Source organism: Paenirhodobacter sp. YD-8, from assembly GCF_056590935.1.
In genome coordinates, this window is sequence record NZ_CM152649.1 from 730,483 (window position 1) to 747,317 (window position 16,835).

The following is a 16,835-nucleotide window of genomic DNA, read 5'->3' on the forward strand; positions in this document are numbered from 1 at the left end:
GTTGCGCCGAAAACCGCGCCCGGAAATCCTGCATGAAAGACTAAACTTTTTTGTGAGGAACCTTTCGCCGGGCGAGACATTGAGCCGGGGATGGGTCATAGTGTCGGGGCAGAGCACGCCGACAGTTGGGTGGGAGACCCGGGAGACTGGCCATGGCACTCGATGGAATGAACGACGAAACGCTGCCGCGGCAGGCCATGCGCGCGGAGTATCTCGACGCGGAGACCGAAGCGGAACTTGCCCGCGCCTGGCGTGACCGGCGCGACGAGCAGGCGCTGCATCGCCTTGTCACCGCCTACATGCGGCTTGCGATCTCGATGGCGTCGAAGTTCCGGCGCTATGGCGCGCCGATGAACGACCTGATCCAGGAAGCCTCGCTCGGGCTGATGAAGGCGGCCGACAAGTTCGACCCCGAACGCGGCGTGCGCTTCTCGACCTATGCGGTGTGGTGGATCAAGGCCTCGATCCAGGAATTCGTCATGCGCAACTGGTCGATGGTGCGCACCGGCTCGACCAGCTCGCAGAAGTCGCTGTTCTTCAACATGAAGCGCGTGCAGGCGCAGATCGAGCGCGAGGCCGATGCCGAGGGCGTCAGCCTGGATGGCGCACAGCTGCGCGAGCGGGTGGCGGCGGTGATCGGCGTGCCGCTCTCCGATGTCGAGATGATGGAGGGCCGGCTTTCGGGCTCGGACTTCTCGCTCAACGCGATGCAGTCGGGCGACGAGGACGGGCGCGAATGGGTCGACACGCTCGAGGACGACGGCGCAAGCCCGGAAGAGGCGGTGACCGAAAGCCATGACGGCGCGCTGATGCGGGGCTGGCTTGACGAGGCGATGGGGCGGCTGACGCCGCGCGAGCGCTACATCGTCACCGAGCGGCGGCTGATCGACGAACCGCGCACGCTTGAAAGCCTGGGCGCCGAGCTGGGCCTCTCGAAGGAGAGAATCCGCCAACTCGAGGCGCAGGCCTTCGGCAAGATGCGGAAAAGCCTTGAAGGTCACGGGCCGGAGGTTGCAAGTTTCTTCGCATGAAGACACTTGCCCTTTGCCTCGCCCTTCTCGCGGCGCCCGCCGCGGCGCAGGAGATTTCCGCCGACGCACTCATCGCCCGCATCACCGCCGATCCGCCGCAGGTCGCGGTGCTGGGCGAGGTGCATGACAATGCGCTTCACCACCGCACTCAGGCGGCGGCCGTGGCCGCGCTGAAACCCGCCGCGCTGGTGTTCGAGATGTTGAGCCCCGAACAGGCGGCGAAGGTCACGCCCGAGCTGCGCGCCGATCCGGTCGCGCTTGGCAAGGCGCTTGGCTGGGAAGAGGCCGGCTGGCCCGATTTCGCGATCTACGCGCCGATCTTCGCGGCGGCCCCGGCGGCGAAGATCTATGGCGCGGCGCTGCCGCGTGACGAGGTGCGCCGCGCGATGAAGGAGCCGCTGGCACAGGTCTTCCCGCAGGCGGCGCGTTTCGGCCTCGATCAGCCCTATCCGGCGGCGCTGCAGGCCGACCTGGAAGCCGAGACGCAGGCCAATCACTGCAATGCCCTGCCGGTCGAGATCCTGCCCGGCATGGTCGCGGCGCAGCGGCTGCGCGACGGCGCGTTCGCCGAGACGACGCTGCGCGCGCTGACCGAGACCGGCGGGCCGGTGGCGCTGATCACCGGCTCGGGCCATGCCCGCACCGACCGCGCGGTGCCGGCGCTGATCCGTGCCGCCGAGCCGGGGGTGCGGCTGCTGGCGCTTGGCCAGATCGAGGCGCCGGCCGAGGGAGCGCAGCCCTTCGATGTCTGGATCGTCACCCCGCCCGCCGACCGCGAAGACCCGTGCAAGGCCTTCCAATAGTTGCGCCCCCGCGACGGCGCGCCTAAAGCTGTGCGAAAGGCGGAGGGGACGATGCTCGCAGGCAAGCGGATACTTCTGATCATCGGCGGCGGCATCGCGGCCTTCAAGGTGCCCGAACTGATCCGGCTGTTGCGCGGGCAGGGGGCGGCGGTGACGCCGGTGCTGACCGCGGCCGGGGCGCAGTTCGTGACCCCGCTCACCGTCTCGACGCTGGCGGGCGAGGCGGCTCACACCGACCTCTTCGATCTGACGCACGAGGCCGAGATCGGTCATATCCAGCTCAGCCGTGCGGCCGATCTGGTCGTGGTGGTGCCGGCGACGGCCGATCTGATGGCGAAGATGGCGGCGGGGCTGGCGAATGACCTGGCCTCGACCCTGCTTCTGGCCACCGACAAGCGGGTGCTGATCGCGCCGGCGATGAACGTGCGGATGTGGGACCACCCCGCGACACAGCGCAACATCGCGACGCTGCGGGCCGATGGCGTGCTTTTCGCCGGCCCGACCGAGGGCGACATGGCCTGCGGCGAATTCGGTCCGGGCCGGATGGTCGAGCCCGCCATGATCGTCGCGGCGATCGGCCAGGCGCTGGCCACCGGGCCGCTTTCGGGGCGGCATATCCTTGTCACCTCGGGGCCGACGCATGAACCGATCGACCCGGTGCGCTACATCGCCAACCGCTCCTCGGGGGCGCAGGGAACGGCGCTCGCCGCGGCGCTGCGCGACCTTGGCGCGCGGGTGACCTTCGTCACCGGGCCCGCCACCGTGCCGCCGCCTTCGGGCGTCGAGGTGGTGCGGGTCGAGACCGCGCGCGAGATGCTGGCCGCCGTCGAGACCGCGCTGCCGGCCGAGGCCGCGGTCTTTGCCGCCGCCGTCGCCGACTGGCGGGTGGCGAACGAAAGCGGGCAGAAGATGAAGAAGGACGACACCGGCCGGGCGCCCATGCTCGACTTCGCCGAGAACCCCGACATCCTCGCCACGATCTCGCGCCGCGCCGAGGGGCGGCCGCGCCTTGTCGTGGGCTTTGCCGCCGAGACCCATGACGTGCTGCGCCACGCCACCGAGAAACGCGCCCGCAAGGGCTGTGACTGGATCGTGGCGAATGACGTCAGCCCCGCCACCGGGATCATGGGCGGCAGCGAGAACGCGGTGACGATCATCGACGCCGCGGGCGCCGAAAGCTGGGAGCGGATGGGCAAGGATGCCGTCGCCCGGCGTCTGGCCGCCCGCATTGCCGCCGCGCTGAATGCCGGCTGAGACAGGGAAGGAACGACAGGTGACGCCGATCATCAAGGTGATGCGCGAGGACTGGGCCGATCCCGAGATCGCCCTGCCGCGTTACGAGACCCCGGGCTCGGCCGGGGCCGACATCCGCGCCAACCTGCAGCCTGACGACCGCACGCACGGCTTCACCCTTTATCCGCTGCAGCGCGCCGTGGTGCCCACCGGGCTGCGGGTCGAGATCCCCGAGGGGTTCGAGATGCAGATCCGCCCGCGCTCGGGCCTCGCGCTCAAGCATGGGATCAGCCTGCCGAACACGCCCGGCACCATCGACAGCGACTATCGCGGCCCGCTTGGCGTGCTGCTGATCAACCTCGGCCGCGAGCCCTACACCATCCACCATGGCGAGCGCATCGCCCAGGCGGTGATCGCCCCGGTGCTGCAGGCGCGCTATGAATTCGCCGAGGCGCTGAGCGAGACCGATCGCGGCGCGGGTGGCTTCGGCTCGACCGGCAGGCAGTGATGACCGGCCTCGTGCTGCTTGCGGGCGTGATCGCGCTCGGCCTCGTGCTGCGGGTGCCGGGGCGGATGATCCTCGCCGTGCTGGCGGCACTCTGGGCGGCCTTCGTGCTGGCCCATCTGATCTTCGCCGAGGGGCATCCGCTGCGTGGCGCGGTCGGCGGCTCGCTTTCGGGCTGGCTTGGCCTTGGCGCCACGGCCGCGGTTGTGCTGACCTATCGCGCCGGGCTGCGCTGGCTGCGCGCCCATGCGCAGCCGCTGCCGGAACCCGCGCCGCCGCTGCCGCAGGCCGCCGCACCGAAGCCCGGCGCGCTGAGCCCCGAAGAGCTTGAACGCTATGCCCGCCACATCTTCCTGCGCGAAGTGGGCGGCACCGGGCAGCGCCGGCTGAAGGCGGCGAAGGTGCTGGTGGTGGGGGCGGGCGGGCTTGGCTCGCCGGTGCTGCTGTATCTGGCCGCGGCGGGGGTGGGCACGATCGGCGTGGTCGATGACGACACCGTCTCGCTCTCGAACCTGCAGCGCCAGGTGATCCACCGCACGGCCGACATCGGCCGGCCCAAGGTCGCCTCGGCCCGTGACGCGATGCTGGCGCTGAACCCCGACATCGAGGTGCGCACCCACCCCCTGCGCCTGACCGAAGCCGAGGCCGGGGCGCTGATTGCGGACTATGACCTGATCCTTGACGGCTCCGACAATTTCGAGACCCGCCATCTCGTCAACCGCGCCTGCGTGGCGGCGGGAAAGCCGCTTTTGTCGGGCGCGATCGCGCAATGGGAGGGGCAGCTGAGCCTCTTCGACCCGGCCCGCGGCGCGCCCTGTCTTGCCTGCGTCTTTCCGGTGATCCCGGCGGCGGGGCTCGCGCCCAGCTGCGCCGAGGCGGGGGTGGTCGGCGCGCTGCCGGGCGTGATCGGCACGATGATGGCGAGCGAGGCAATCAAGGAAATCACCGGCGCCGGGCAAGGCCTGCGCGGGCGGCTGCTCATCCACGATGCGCTCTGGGGGGAAAGCCGGCAGATCGTGGTGAAACGGCGCAACGACTGCCCGGTTTGCGGGGCGCGGCATGGTGCCCCGCTGGACACCCCGGCGTCCGGCGCATAGCTTTGGCCGCAGTTTTGTCCTGCGGAGTTTCATCGCAATGAAAGTCGCTTTTCTCCTCGCCACCCTTCTGGCCGCAGTTCCGGCCTTTGCCGAACTGCCCGATCTTGGCGGCAGGTCCGTCACGGTGGTCACGGAGAACACCTATCCGCCGCTGCAATTCCTCGACAAGGAAGGCGTCGCCGTCGGCTGGGAATATGACGCGATGAACGAGATCGCGCGGCGGCTGAACATGCAGGTCGACTATCAGCATTCGAGCTGGGACGCGATGATCCCGGCAATCTCCTCGGGTCAGTTCGACATCGGTATGGATGGCATCACCATCCGCGACGACCGCAAGGAATCGGTCGATTTCTCAACCCCCTACATGCGGTCCGAGATGATCATGCTGGTGCGCGGCGACGAGAGCCGCTTTGCCGATGCGAAGAGCTTTGCCGCCGATCCGAAGCTGCTGATGGCGGCGCAGCCCGGCACCACGCCCTTCTACGTCGGCGTCTACGAGGTGCTCGACGGCAATGAGGCGAACCCGCGCATCAAGATGTTCGAGACCTTCGGCGCCGGGCTCGAGGCGCTGAAGGCGGGCGATGTCGATCTCGTGCTGACCGACAGCGCCGCGGGCGAGGCCTATGCCGCCGCCTCGAACGGCGCGCTGAAGATCGTCGGCGGCCGGCTCGGCTCCGAGGATTTCGGCTTCATCTTCCCGAAGGGATCCGAGCTGATCGCCCCGGTCGATGCCGCGATCAAGGAGATGAAAGCGGACGGCACCTTCGCCAAGCTGACGAGGAAGTGGTTCGTCGACACCAAGCTCGGGGAATGACCCGGCCCGAGGGCAACGACTTCCCCTGGTGGCTCGTGGCGCTCGCCGCCGCGGGCCTTGTCGTGGCGGTGACAGTGGCGCGCGACCCGGTCTATGCGCGGATCCTCGCCACGTTGTCGCGCGGCATCGGCCTCACCCTCGCGGTGACGGTCACGGCCTTCCTGGGCGCGATGGTGCTTGGCCTCGCGCTCGCCGTCGCCTCGCTTTCGCGTCACCTCTGGCTGCGGCAACTGGCGCGGCTTTATGTCGAGGTGATGCGCGGCGTGCCGATCATCGTGCTGCTCCTCTACGTCGCCTTCGCGCTGGTGCCGCTGGGCGTCGCGGGCTGGAACGCGCTTGGCCTGCCCGAGGCGCAGACCCGCGCCGTGCCGCTGATCGCGCGGGCGGTCCTTGCCCTGATCCTTGCCTATGCCGCCTTCCTCGCCGAGATCTTCCGCGCTGGCATCCTCTCGGTCGCCGAGGGCCAGATCGAGGCCGCCTCGGCGCTCGGCCTCGGTCCCTGGCTGCGCTTTCGCCTGATCGTCTGGCCGCAGGCGCTGCGCACCATCCTGCCGCCGCTCGGCAATGATTTCATCGCCATGGTCAAGGACAGTTCGCTCGTCTCGGTGCTGGGCGTGGCCGACATCACCCAGCTCGGCAAGGTCGCGGCCTCGGGCAATTTCCGCTACCTCGAGACCTACAACATGGTGGCGCTGCTCTACCTCGCGATGACGATCACCCTGTCTTTGGCCCTGCGCCGGCTCGAGACCCGGCTGCGCGGGCGCGGCATGACGCGCTGAAAGGCGCCTCCGGCCCTTTCCCTTAGTGCTCCGCGCGCCTAGCTTGAGCGCAAAGGAGACATGCGATGACCAATCCGCTTCTGGCCGGCTGGACCGGCCCGTTCGAGCTTCCCCCCTTCGCCGAGATCCGCGACGAGGACTTCGCCCCCGCCTTCGAGGCGGCGCTGACCGAGGCACGCGCGAATATCGCGACGATTGCCGAAAATCCCGAGGCGCCGAGCTTTGCCAACACGATCGAGGCGATGGAACTGGCCGAGGGGCTGCTCGACCGGGTGGCGGGAGTGTTCTACAACCTCGCCGGCGCCGACAGCACGCCCGCGCGCGAGGCGCTGATGCGCGATCTGGCGCCGAAGATGGCGGGTTTCGCCTCCGAGGTGACGATGAACCGCCCGCTCTTCGCCCGCGTCGCGGCGCTGTGGGAGGGGCGCGAGGGGCTTGCGCTGACGGCCGAGCAGGCCCGGGTGCTGGAGCTCTACTACAAGATGTTCATCCGCTCGGGTGCGGCGCTCGAGGGCGAGGCCGCGGCGCGGATGAGTGCGGTGAAGGAGCGGCTGGCGGTGCTCTCGACCGCCTTTTCGCAGAACTTGCTCGCCGACGAGCGCGACTGGTTCCGCCCGCTTGCCGAGGAAGACCTCGAGGGCCTGCCCGAGTTCGTCGTCGAGGCGGCGCGCGAGGCCGGGCGCGAGCGCGGCGCCGAGGGGCCGGTGCTGACCCTCAACCGCTCGCTCATCGTGCCCTTCCTGCAGTTCAGCCCGCGCCGCGAGCTGCGCGAGATCGCCTATGAGGCCTGGACCGCGCGCGGCGCGAATGGCGGGCCGACCGACAACCGCGCGAACGCGGCCGAAATCCTGAGCCTGCGCGAGGAACGCGCCAAGCTTCTGGGCTATCCGAGCTTTGCCGCCTACAAGCTCGAACCCGAGATGGCGAAGACGCCCGAACATGTGCGCGACCTGCTGATGCGGGTCTGGGCGCCCGCCAAGGCGCGGGCCGAGGCCGATGGCGAGATCCTCGCCCGGATGATGCATGCCGATGGTCTGAACGGCGCGCTCGAGCCCTGGGACTGGCGCTATTACTCGGAAAAGCGCCGCGTCGCCGAACATGACTTCGACGAGGCCGCGCTGAAACCCTATCTCTCGCTCGAGGCGATGATCGGCGCGGTCTTCGACTGTGCGCACCGGCTTTTCGGCCTCGAATTCCGCGAGCTCGACGGCCCGTTCTACCACCCCGACGTGCGGGGCTGGGAGGTGACGCGCGCCGGCCGGCATGTGGCGGTCTTCCTCGGCGATTATTTCGCCCGCGGCTCGAAGCGCTCGGGCGCCTGGTGCTCGGCGATGCGCAGCCAGAAGAAGCTCGGCGGCGAGACCCATCCGATCGTCGTCAACGTGTGCAACTTCACCAAGGGCACGCCGGCGCTGCTGAGCCATGACGACGCGCGCACGCTGTTCCACGAATTCGGCCATGCGTTGCACCAGATGCTGAGTGACGTGACCTATCAGTTCGTCTCGGGCACCTCGGTCGCGCGCGATTTCGTCGAGCTGCCGAGCCAGCTGAACGAGCATTGGCTCGACGTGCCGGAGGTGCTCGAGAAACACGCGCGCCACTGGCAGACGGGCGAGCCGATGCCGAAGGCGCTGCGCGACAAGCTCTTGGCAGCGGGCACCTACGATCAGGGCTTCTCGACCGTCGAATACATCGCTTCGGCGCTCGTTGACCTTGAATTCCATGATGGCGCGGCGCCCGCCGATCCGATGGCGAAACAGGCCGAGGTGCTGGCCGCGATCGGGCTGCCGCATGCAATCCGGATGCGCCACGCGACGCCGCATTTCAGCCATGTGTTCTCGGGCGACGGCTATTCCTCGGGCTATTACAGCTACATGTGGTCCGAGGTGATGGACGCCGACGCCTTCGCGGCCTTCGAGGAGACCGGCAATCCCTTCGATCCGGCGACGGCGAAGCGGCTCGAGGCCTGCATCCTGTCGAAGGGCGGCTCGCGCCCGGCCGACGAGGAATGGCTCGATTTCCGCGGCAAGATGCCCGGGGTCGAGGCGCTGCTGAAGGGGAAGGGGCTTCTCGACGCGGCCTGAGCGCCGCGTCCCCTTTCATCTTGCCTGAAATACCTCGGGGGGCAGCGCCCCCGGGGGCTTGCCCCTCAGCGCCGCTTGTCGCGCAGCCAGGGGTCCATGTGGATGATCACGTCGGCCTGCGGATAGGCCTCGATGATCGCGCGCTTCAGGCTGGCGGCGATCTCGTGCGCGGCCATCAGGGACTGTTCGGGGTCGAGCTCGATGTGCAGCTGCACGAAGAGCTTCGCCCCGGCGGTGCGGGTCTTCAGGTCGTGGAAGCCATGCACGCCCGGCCAGATCTGCGCGATCTCGGCGATGCCCTCGACCACCTCATGCGGGGCCGAGCGGTCCATAAGCGCATGCCAGCCCTCGACGCCGATCTTCGCCGCGCCGCGCAGCATGATCAGCGCCGCGAAGATTGCCACCACGCTGTCGACCCGCGACCAGCCGAACTGTGCCGACAGGATCAGCGCGAGGATCGCGCCGAGCGTCGGCATCAGGTCGCCCACGTAATGCAGCATGTCGGCGGCGACGACCTTGTTGCCGGTGCGCCTGGCCACCCGCGCCTGCCAGCCGACGAGGGCGAGCGTCACAACGGCCGAGATCGACATCACCACGATGCCCGCGCCTTCCTCGGCCAGCTCGTGCGGTGCGGGTGTCACCAGCCGGTGACCCGCGGCCCACAGGATCGCGCAGCCCGAGCCGAAGACGAAGACCGCCTGACCGAGCGAGGTCAGATCCTCGACCGAGGTATGGCCAAAGGCATGGTCCTCGTCGGCGGGGCGGGCGGCATAGACGATGGCGCCAAGCCCGGCGAGCGAGATCAGCAGATCCATCGAGCTGTCGGCCAGCGAGGCGGCGATCGACAATGCGCCCGTCGCCCACAACGCCCAGAGCTTGAGCAGCACCAGCGCGGCCGCGACGCCGACCGAGGCGAGCCCGGCCGAGAGGTTCAGGCGTTGGTGGTCTTCGCTGTAGGACATGGCGCAGGGTCCTGAGTCGTTTCCGGGCCCCGTCCGTATCGCGTCAGGGCAGGCTAGTCACGGATTTCCTTGGGGTCGACGCCCCAGATCTTGGTCTTCGGCACCCAGCCGTCGGCATCGCCGGCACTGATCTCGCACCAGTCAAGCGTGCAATCGCCAAGCTTGGCGATGGCGCCGCTTTCGGCGAGGGCCACCACGGCGGATTTCTCGTCGCCGCGGGCGTGAAGCTCGGTCATGTCTTCCTCGACGATCACCGTGCGCACGCCCGACAGCATCGCGTAATGCACCCAGCCCCCGGCGCCGTCGCGGTCCTCGACCCGGCGCCAGTGGCCGAACTCGGCGGTGATCCGCAGCGGCATGCCGGCATGCTTGAACACCCAGTCGATGCGGTGGCTGAGCGAGGGGCCGCGGCGGGCGTTGCCCTCCGAGCCCTTGAGCGAGACATAGCGCGGCAGCGGCAGGTTGGTGACCGGGCCGCGCCCGCTTTGCGCCGCGACGGCGAGCGAGACGTCGAGATCCGAGGGCGGGGGAGAATCGTCTTCCTCCTCCTGCGCCAGCGCCGCGCCCGTCAGCGCCAGCACCAGCGCCACCGCAATCATCGTACCCTTGCCTGCCCGCATCGTCCTGCCCGCCCGGGATGCCCCGCCGCATCGGTTTCGACGCAACGGCCGCGCAATAAAATTGCGCTAACATCCACTTTTATGCCATATCTGCTCTCTCGGGGCCTTGTGCCTTGCCCCGTTGAAGGCCACTTTGCACCCAAGCAAAGGCGTTTGGAAGAGAGGAGAGTCCAGTCATGCCCGCACCGCGACTGACTGTTGTCGTGACGCGACGGTTGCCCGAGGTCGTCGAGACCCGGATGAAGGAGTTGTTCGACGTCGAGCTGCGCGAGAGCGATGCGCCGATGACCCGCGAGGAGCTGGTCGAGGCGATGATGCGCGCCGATGTCCTCGTTCCGACCCTCAGCGACACGATCGACGCCAACATGCTGGCCCGCGCCAGCGCCGGCCAGAAGCTGAAACTGATCGCGAACTATGGCGCCGGGGTCGATCACATCGACGTCGCCTCGGCCCGGCAGCGCGGCGTCCTGGTCTCGAACACCCCGGGCGTGGTGACCGAGGACACCGCCGATGTGGTGATGGCGCTGATCCTGTCGGTCACCCGGCGCCTGCCCGAGGGCCTCCACGCGATGCAGTCGGCCAGCTGGGAGGGCTGGTCGCCGAATGCGTTCCTCGGCGGACGGATCGGCGGCAAGCGGCTTGGCATCCTCGGCATGGGGCGGATCGGCCAGGCGGTGGCCAAGCGCGCCCGCGCCTTCGGCATGCAGATCCACTATCACAACCGCCGCCGCCTGCGCCCCGAGATCGAGGCGCCGCTCGAGGCGACCTGGTGGGAAAGCCTCGACCAGATGGTGGCGCGGATGGACGTGATCTCGGTCAACTGCCCGCACACGCCCTCGACCTTCCACCTGCTGAACGCGCGCCGGCTGAAGATGCTGAAACCGACGGCGGTGGTGGTGAACACCTCGCGTGGCGAGGTGATCGACGAGAACGCGCTGGTGCGCGGGCTGAAGGCGGGCGAGATCGCGGGGGCGGGGCTCGACGTCTTCGAGCATGGCGTCGAGGTCAATCCGGAGCTGCGCAACCTGCCGAACGTGGTGCTGCTGCCGCACATGGGCTCGGCCACGGTCGAGGGCCGCGCCGAGATGGGCGAGAAGGTCATCATCAACATCAAGACCTTCGCCGACGGGCACCGGCCGCCCGATCTGGTCGTGCCGGGCGTGGTGTGAGGTGAGAACGGGCCCGGAGCATCGCTCCGGGCCCGTGTCCTTTCGGTCCGTCGTGGGGATCAGCCTGCGGCATCAGCCCTTGTATTCGGGCATCGCGGTCAGTTCTTCCTCGGTCGCCGCGACATGCAGCGTCATCTCGCCGCCGTCGGTCGCGGGCTTCACCTCGATCTGCGCGGGCGAGAGCGCCACCGGCTTCGCGCCGATGCCAAGCACGCCGCCCACGTCGACGATCACCTTCTCGGTCGTGCCATCGGCGCCGGCGACGACATCGCTCACCTCGCCCAGCTTGGCGTCACCGATGCCGTAGACCGGCTTGCCGGTCAGCACGTCGGCGCTCAGCGCGGTGATGTCGGTCACCGGCAGGCTGCCGGCCGCGTTGCGGGCCTCGGTGGTGCCGGGCTCGACCGCCGCATAGGCCGGCGCGGCCTCGAGCGCGGCGCGGTCGCCCTGCATCACCACGAAGAAGCGCCCCGCCGTCGCCGCGTCGGGCACCAGGTGCAGCGCCTCCATGTTCACCGCCACGGTCTTCTCGCCGATGCCGAGGAAGCCGCCCACGTCAACGAGTGCCGCCTCGATGTCGCCCGCCGGGTCGATCACCAGGTCGCTCACCTCGCCCACATCTTCCCAGTCGTCGGCGGGTTTCTCCAGCGCGGCCTCGGTGCCGGTCAGGGGCTTCGCCGCATAGACGCGCTTGCCGACGAGGTCCGAGGCCTTCACCCCGGCGCCGACCCGGTCGAAGAAGACCTGCGGCGCGGTCTCGGTGCCGGTCGCGGCCGGAACCGTCTGCGCCGCCAGCGGCAGCGCCAGCATCATGCCCATGGCGGTGGTGAGAAGGACTTTCTTCATGACTGTCTCCCTTTCATCATGGCCCGGGACGTCTCGCCCCGTCTGAGCCCTCTCAACCCGGGCCGCGCCGCAGGGGTTTCGCCACGGACGATCAACACTCCTTGACCGCGCCCGGCGGAACCCCGCGCCGCCCCGTGCGTTCGCGCGCGGCCGCGCCGACATGTCGCTTTTCGCCCGCAAGCGTCGGGTGGAACGCCCCGAGCCTGCGTCAAACTGTCAGAACTGAGGGCAGGACCTCTAAGGAATCGCCCATGAAAACCCATGTCAAAGCTCTGGTCGTCGGCGGTGGCGCCGTTGGCGTGTCGATTGCCTATCATCTGGCGAAGGCCGGCTGGGAGACGATGCTTGTCGAACGCGACGAGCTCACCTCGGGCTCGACCTGGCACGCCGCCGGCCTGCTGCCGCTCTTCAACATGAGCTACGCCACCACCCATATCCACAAGTACTCGGTCGACTTCTACAAGACGCTCGAGGCGGAAACCGGGCTGAACGCGGGCTTTGCCATCGTCGGCAACCTGCGCATGGCGCAGACCCAGGAGCGCATGGACGAATACATGCTCTACTCCTCGGTCGCCGAGACCGCGGGCGTCTATCACGAGTTCCTCAGCCCGAAGGAGATGAAGGAGCGCTGGCCGCTGATGCGCTGCGACGACCTCGTGGGCGCGCTCTTCCACCCGCAGGACGGCTACATCAACCCCGCCGACGTGACCCAGGCGATGGCCAAGGGCGCACGTCAGCGCGGCGTCGAGATCAACCGCAAGCTGCAGGTGAACAGCTATTTCTGGACCGGCGACGAATGGATCGTCACGCTCGAGAAGATGGTCGAGAAGGGCGGCATGCTGGTCGGCTCGGGCGAACTCGTCGAGGTGCGGGCCGAGCATGTGGTGACCGCGACCGGCAACCACGCGCAGCGCACCGCACGGCTTCTGGGCATCAAGATCCCGGCGATTCCGGTCGAGCACCAGTATGTGGTGACCGAGCCCGACCCGGCGCTGGTCGCCTGGCGCGCCGCGGGCAACCCCGAACACCCGGTGCTGCGCGATTCCGACGCGCTGTGGTATGTGCGCGAGGAACGCGGCGGCTGGATCCTCGGCCCCTACGAGCGCAAGGCGCCGGCGCGCTTCCTCTATGACGTGCCGGAAAGCTTCCGCGCCGACCTGTTCCAGCTCGACCTCGAGCGGATCGAAAACGAATACATGTCCTTCATCCACCGCCTGCCGTCCTCCGAGACGGTGGGGCTCAAGGACGATTTCAACGGCCCGATCTGCTACACCCCCGATGGCAACCCGCTGGTCGGCCCGGCGCCGGGTCTGCGCAACATGTGGCTGGCCGAGGGCTTCAGCTTCGGCATCACCGCCGCGGGCGGCACCGGCCATTACCTCGCCCAGCTGATGACCCAGGGCGAGGCCGAGATCGACATGGCGAGCCTCGACCCGAAGCGCTACGGCAGCTGGATGACCACCGAATATGCCGCGCGCAAGAACGAGGAGTGCTATGAGCACGTCTTCATCCTGCACCACCCCGACGAGGAGCGCGAGGCCTGCCGGCCGCTGCGCACCGCGCCGAACTATGACGCGCAGAAGGCGCTTGGCGCCCAGTTCGGCCAGGTGAACGGCTGGGAACGGCCGAACTACTATGGCCCGCTCGACGCGCCGGCAAGCTTCGACCACGACGCCCGCAGCTTCCGTCGCGGCGGCTGGTGGCAATATGCCAAGGCCGAGGCCACGGCGCTGCGCGAGACCGCCGGCCTGATCGACGCCACCGCCTTCACCAAGCACCTCGTGCGCGGCCCGGGCGCCACCGCCTTCCTCGATGCCTTCACCTGCAACAAGCTGCCGAAGGTCGGGCGCATCAACCTGACCTATGCGCTGACCGAGGCCGGCACCACCCGCACCGAATACACCATCGTGCGGCTGGCGGAGAACGAATACTACCTCGTCTCGGCGGGCGCCTGGACCGCCTATGACGCCGACTTCCTGATGAAATCGGCCGAGGACTTCATCGCGGCCGGCGGCGGTCATCTCGACATCCACGATGTCACCACGCAATGGGGCGTCTTCGCGATCGCCGGCCCGAATGCGCGCGCGATCCTGAACGAGGTGGTGAAGGACGCGACGCCCGAGACGGTGCTCTCGAACAAGCGCTTCCCCTGGCTCAGCTGGCGCAACATCGAGCTTGGCATGTGCCCGGTGCGCGCGGTGCGCGTGGCCTATACCGGCGAACTTGGCTGGGAACTCCACCACCCGATCGAGATGAGCCGCTATCTGTGGAACCTGCTGCTCGAGGCGGGCGAGAAGCACGGGCTGAAGCTGGTCGGCGCGCGGGCACAGAACTGGCTGCGTCAGGAAAAGAGCTATCGCGCCTTCGGCACCGAGCTTGGCCGCGACGCGACGCCGCTCGAGGCCGGTCTCGACCGCTTCGTCGATCTCGAGAAGGAGTTCCACGGCAAGGCGGCGATGCTCGACACGGGCATCCGGGCGAAATGCGTGACGCTGCTGATCGACGGGCCCGAGGATGCCGATCCCTGGGGCAAGGAGGCGCTCCTGCTCGACGGCGAGAAAGTCGGGCGCCTGACCTCGGGTGGCTATTCGGTCGTCTTCGGCAAGTCGATCGGCATGGGCTATGTCCGCCCCGATCTGGCCGAGCCGGGCACGAAGCTGAAGGTGAAGATGCGTCTGCAGGAATGGGATGCGGTGGTGGCCGAGGACAGCCCGCACGACCCGTCGAACAGCCGCATCCGCGTCGACGGCTGAAACAGGGAGGGGGCGCTGCCCCCTCTTTTGCCTTTCGGCAAAATTCACCCCCGGGATATTTGGAGCAATTGGAAGACAAGGGCTTTCCTGCTTCCAATTGCTTCAAATATCCCGGGGGTGAGGCCGAAGGCCGAGGGGGCAGCGCCCCCTTCATTGTTTCCTCAGGACTGCCGGCGGGCGGAAAGCCAGCGCGACCAGCTCTCGGGCGAGCCGCCGAAGGCGTTGATGTCGACATTGCCGCCCACGCCCGGCACCACACCGGTGCCGGTGTATTGCCAGAACGACCAGTCCTCGCCCGGATAGCGCTCGGACGGGTGCGCGGCGACGGTGCGCAGCCAGAACTCGGCACCGCGCATCTGGCCGAGGTCATTGTCGGCGTAGAAGTCGGGCGTGGTATAGATCACCGGCAGCGTGCCGTAATGCTTGTTCAGGATGTTGACGAAGCGCGCCATCTCGCTGCGCACGGTCTGCGGGTCCGGCTGGCGCTTGCACGAGGACTGGTGGTTCCACTCGATGTCGAGCACCGGCGGCAGGTCGCCCGGCACATGCGGCACGTTCTGCATGAACCACTTCGCCTGCTCCTCGGGGGTGCGGCAGAAGTAGTAGAAGTGATAGGCGCCGACCGGCACCCCCGCAGCGCGCGCCTGCGGGGCATTGGCGGAAAAGCCCGGGTCGATGTGGTCGCCGCCCTCGGTCGCCTTCAGCCAGGCGAAGCTGACGCCGGCATTGCGCGCGGTCGACCAGTCGATCATCCCCTGATAGCGCGCCGCGTCGATGCCGTGCACCGAGTAGAGTGCCGGCACCAGACCGTCCCATTCATGCGGCGAGGTATCGCCGAAGCGCGAGGGCAGGCCCGAGGCGCTGAACGCCGCCGCATTCAGCTTTTCGGGTGCCATCAGCCGGCCCCGGCTCGGCGCGCTGTCGCGCCCGCCACCACAGGCGGTCAGCGCCACGGCCGACACGCCCATCATCATCCACGCAAGATACTGCCCCATCTGCGCCTCCTTTGTTTTTTGACAGAATCGCGCAAAAACGCCCGGCTGTCACGGGGGCAGCCGGGCGGGGGCGGCGGATTTTTGCGCGACGGTGCTCAGTTGCCGCGGCCGAAGTCGGCCGTGGTCAGCACGCCGTCACGGTTGCGGTCGCGCATCGCGAACCAGACATCGGTGCCGGCGATGAATTCATCGCGGGTGATGGTGCCATCCCGATTCGCGTCGAACATGCGCAACCCGTCCTCGGCCGGGCGGGTCAGGCCCTGGCCCGCGGCGCCCTGCTGCCGGCCCGGGCCCATGCCCATGCCCTGGCCGTTGCCGGGGCCCTTGCCGGGGCCACGACCGGCCGGCGGGGTCATGCCGGCAGGCATCTGGTGGCCGGGCCCCATGCCGGCCTCGAGCTGCGCCAGCTTGTGCTCGTCCATGCCCTTGATCTCGTCATCCGAATAGCGGCCGTTGCTGTCGGCGTCGAACATGTCGAAGATGTTGCCGCGCTGCTCGCGCGCCTCGGCAAGGGTGACCTGGCCGTTTCCGTCGAGATCCCACTGGGTCATGAACTGCTCGCCGGGGGTGACGGTCTGAGCCTGTGCCGCGCCGGCAAGAAGGGCGAGGGCGGCGGTGAGGGAGAGAAGGCGGTGCATGATCTGCGTCCTTTCATCAATCGCTTGATTGAAAAACGCGAGGGCCCGCAACTTCCGTCGCGGGCCCGTCGAATTTTCCGGGGCAGGGGCTCAGGCCTTGGCGGCGAGCTCGTCCCAGCAGCCAAGCGCATGGCCCGCATACATCACGCCCGGGCCGCCGCCCATCTGGATCGCCATCGCCAGCACGTCGCCCAGCTCCTCGCGGGTGGCGCCGGCCTTCATCAGTGCCTCGGTGTGGAACATGATGCAGGGCTCGCAGCGCAGCACCACGGCCATGCCGAGGGCGACGAATTCCTTCGTCTTGAGGTCGAGCTCGCCATTGTCCTTCACCGCCTTCGACAGCGTGCCGAAGCCCTGCATCGCGTCGGGAATGAGCTTGCTCATCACCCGCAGCTCGCCGCGCATGTCGTCGATTTTCACCTTGTAGCTCATGGGGTTCTCCTGTTCACGTTCTGGCGTGCAGGTGCCATGGCCGCGGGTGGGCGGCCTTGATTTGCATCAATCAT

Annotated in this window: 16 protein-coding genes; 10 read left to right on the forward strand and 6 right to left on the reverse strand. The window is 68.4% G+C overall.

Features of this window, described 5'->3' with window-relative positions; all coding sequences use genetic code 11:
• The first annotated feature begins 152 nt into the window (after positions 1 to 152).
• The 8 genes from AC0QTQ_RS03575 (at position 153) to AC0QTQ_RS03610 (ending at position 8,346) form a co-directional block, all read left to right on the forward strand.
• On the forward strand, positions 153 to 1,031 hold the full coding sequence (locus tag AC0QTQ_RS03575) for an RNA polymerase factor sigma-32 (RefSeq protein ID WP_121531879.1): 879 nt from the start codon (positions 153 to 155) through the stop codon (positions 1,029 to 1,031).
• Positions 1,028 to 1,834, forward strand: a complete 807-nt coding sequence (locus tag AC0QTQ_RS03580; protein ID WP_480258281.1) for a ChaN family lipoprotein — start codon at positions 1,028 to 1,030, stop codon at positions 1,832 to 1,834. Before AC0QTQ_RS03575 ends, AC0QTQ_RS03580 begins: the two co-directional genes overlap by 4 nt.
• Before the next feature lie 51 nt (positions 1,835 to 1,885).
• Positions 1,886 to 3,088, forward strand: coding sequence for a bifunctional phosphopantothenoylcysteine decarboxylase/phosphopantothenate--cysteine ligase CoaBC (gene coaBC / locus AC0QTQ_RS03585; protein ID WP_480258282.1), 1,203 nt, complete (start codon positions 1,886 to 1,888; stop codon positions 3,086 to 3,088).
• 19 nt (positions 3,089 to 3,107) lie between these two features.
• Positions 3,108 to 3,575, forward strand: a complete 468-nt coding sequence (dut, locus tag AC0QTQ_RS03590) for a dUTP diphosphatase (RefSeq protein WP_480258283.1) — start codon at positions 3,108 to 3,110, stop codon at positions 3,573 to 3,575.
• The gene (locus AC0QTQ_RS03595) at positions 3,575 to 4,669 is read left to right on the forward strand and encodes a HesA/MoeB/ThiF family protein (protein WP_480258284.1); all 1,095 of its coding nucleotides are present in this window, start codon (positions 3,575 to 3,577) and stop codon (positions 4,667 to 4,669) included. Before dut ends, AC0QTQ_RS03595 begins: the two co-directional genes overlap by 1 nt.
• Positions 4,670 to 4,706: 37 nt before the next feature.
• A complete protein-coding gene (locus AC0QTQ_RS03600) occupies positions 4,707 to 5,483 on the forward strand; it encodes a transporter substrate-binding domain-containing protein (protein ID WP_480258285.1) in 777 nt (258 codons plus the stop codon).
• Positions 5,480 to 6,262, forward strand: a complete 783-nt coding sequence (locus AC0QTQ_RS03605; RefSeq protein WP_480258286.1) for an amino acid ABC transporter permease — start codon at positions 5,480 to 5,482, stop codon at positions 6,260 to 6,262. Before AC0QTQ_RS03600 ends, AC0QTQ_RS03605 begins: the two co-directional genes overlap by 4 nt.
• A gap of 65 nt (positions 6,263 to 6,327) precedes the next feature.
• Positions 6,328 to 8,346 (forward strand): M3 family metallopeptidase, encoded by a 2,019-nt coding sequence (locus AC0QTQ_RS03610; RefSeq protein WP_480258287.1) that lies wholly within the window; start codon positions 6,328 to 6,330, stop codon positions 8,344 to 8,346.
• A gap of 65 nt (positions 8,347 to 8,411) precedes the next feature.
• On the opposite strand, the gene AC0QTQ_RS03615 is transcribed toward AC0QTQ_RS03610, so the two are convergent.
• Together AC0QTQ_RS03615 and AC0QTQ_RS03620 are read right to left on the reverse strand one after the other, a co-directional pair.
• On the reverse strand, positions 8,412 to 9,308 hold the full coding sequence (locus AC0QTQ_RS03615; protein ID WP_480258288.1) for a cation diffusion facilitator family transporter: 897 nt from the start codon (positions 9,306 to 9,308) through the stop codon (positions 8,412 to 8,414).
• A 53-nt stretch (positions 9,309 to 9,361) separates the two neighbouring features.
• Positions 9,362 to 9,928 carry an SH3 domain-containing protein gene (locus AC0QTQ_RS03620; RefSeq protein WP_480258289.1) on the reverse strand — a complete coding sequence of 189 codons (567 nt, stop codon included), beginning with the start codon at positions 9,926 to 9,928 and terminating at the stop codon, positions 9,362 to 9,364.
• A gap of 176 nt (positions 9,929 to 10,104) precedes the next feature.
• Between AC0QTQ_RS03620 and AC0QTQ_RS03625 the strand changes: the two genes are divergently transcribed.
• Entirely contained in the window at positions 10,105 to 11,097 is a 993-nt protein-coding gene (locus AC0QTQ_RS03625) for a 2-hydroxyacid dehydrogenase (RefSeq protein WP_480258290.1), read from the forward strand.
• A 72-nt stretch (positions 11,098 to 11,169) separates the two neighbouring features.
• On the opposite strand, the gene AC0QTQ_RS03630 is transcribed toward AC0QTQ_RS03625, so the two are convergent.
• Positions 11,170 to 11,943, reverse strand: coding sequence for a PRC-barrel domain-containing protein (locus AC0QTQ_RS03630; RefSeq protein ID WP_480258291.1), 774 nt, complete (start codon positions 11,941 to 11,943; stop codon positions 11,170 to 11,172).
• A 251-nt stretch (positions 11,944 to 12,194) separates the two neighbouring features.
• Between AC0QTQ_RS03630 and AC0QTQ_RS03635 the strand changes: the two genes are divergently transcribed.
• On the forward strand, positions 12,195 to 14,696 hold the full coding sequence (locus tag AC0QTQ_RS03635) for a GcvT family protein (RefSeq protein WP_480258292.1): 2,502 nt from the start codon (positions 12,195 to 12,197) through the stop codon (positions 14,694 to 14,696).
• 161 nt (positions 14,697 to 14,857) lie between these two features.
• Here AC0QTQ_RS03635 and AC0QTQ_RS03640 read toward each other — a convergent pair whose 3' ends face one another.
• The 3 genes from AC0QTQ_RS03640 to AC0QTQ_RS03650 form a co-directional block, all read right to left on the reverse strand.
• The gene (locus AC0QTQ_RS03640) at positions 14,858 to 15,691 is read right to left on the reverse strand and encodes a GH25 family lysozyme (protein WP_480258293.1); all 834 of its coding nucleotides are present in this window, start codon (positions 15,689 to 15,691) and stop codon (positions 14,858 to 14,860) included.
• A gap of 95 nt (positions 15,692 to 15,786) precedes the next feature.
• A complete protein-coding gene (locus AC0QTQ_RS03645; protein ID WP_480258294.1) occupies positions 15,787 to 16,329 on the reverse strand; it encodes an EF-hand domain-containing protein in 543 nt (180 codons plus the stop codon).
• 90 nt (positions 16,330 to 16,419) lie between these two features.
• Positions 16,420 to 16,761, reverse strand: a complete 342-nt coding sequence (locus AC0QTQ_RS03650) for a carboxymuconolactone decarboxylase family protein (protein WP_113899760.1) — start codon at positions 16,759 to 16,761, stop codon at positions 16,420 to 16,422.
• Positions 16,762 to 16,835 lie beyond the last annotated feature (74 nt).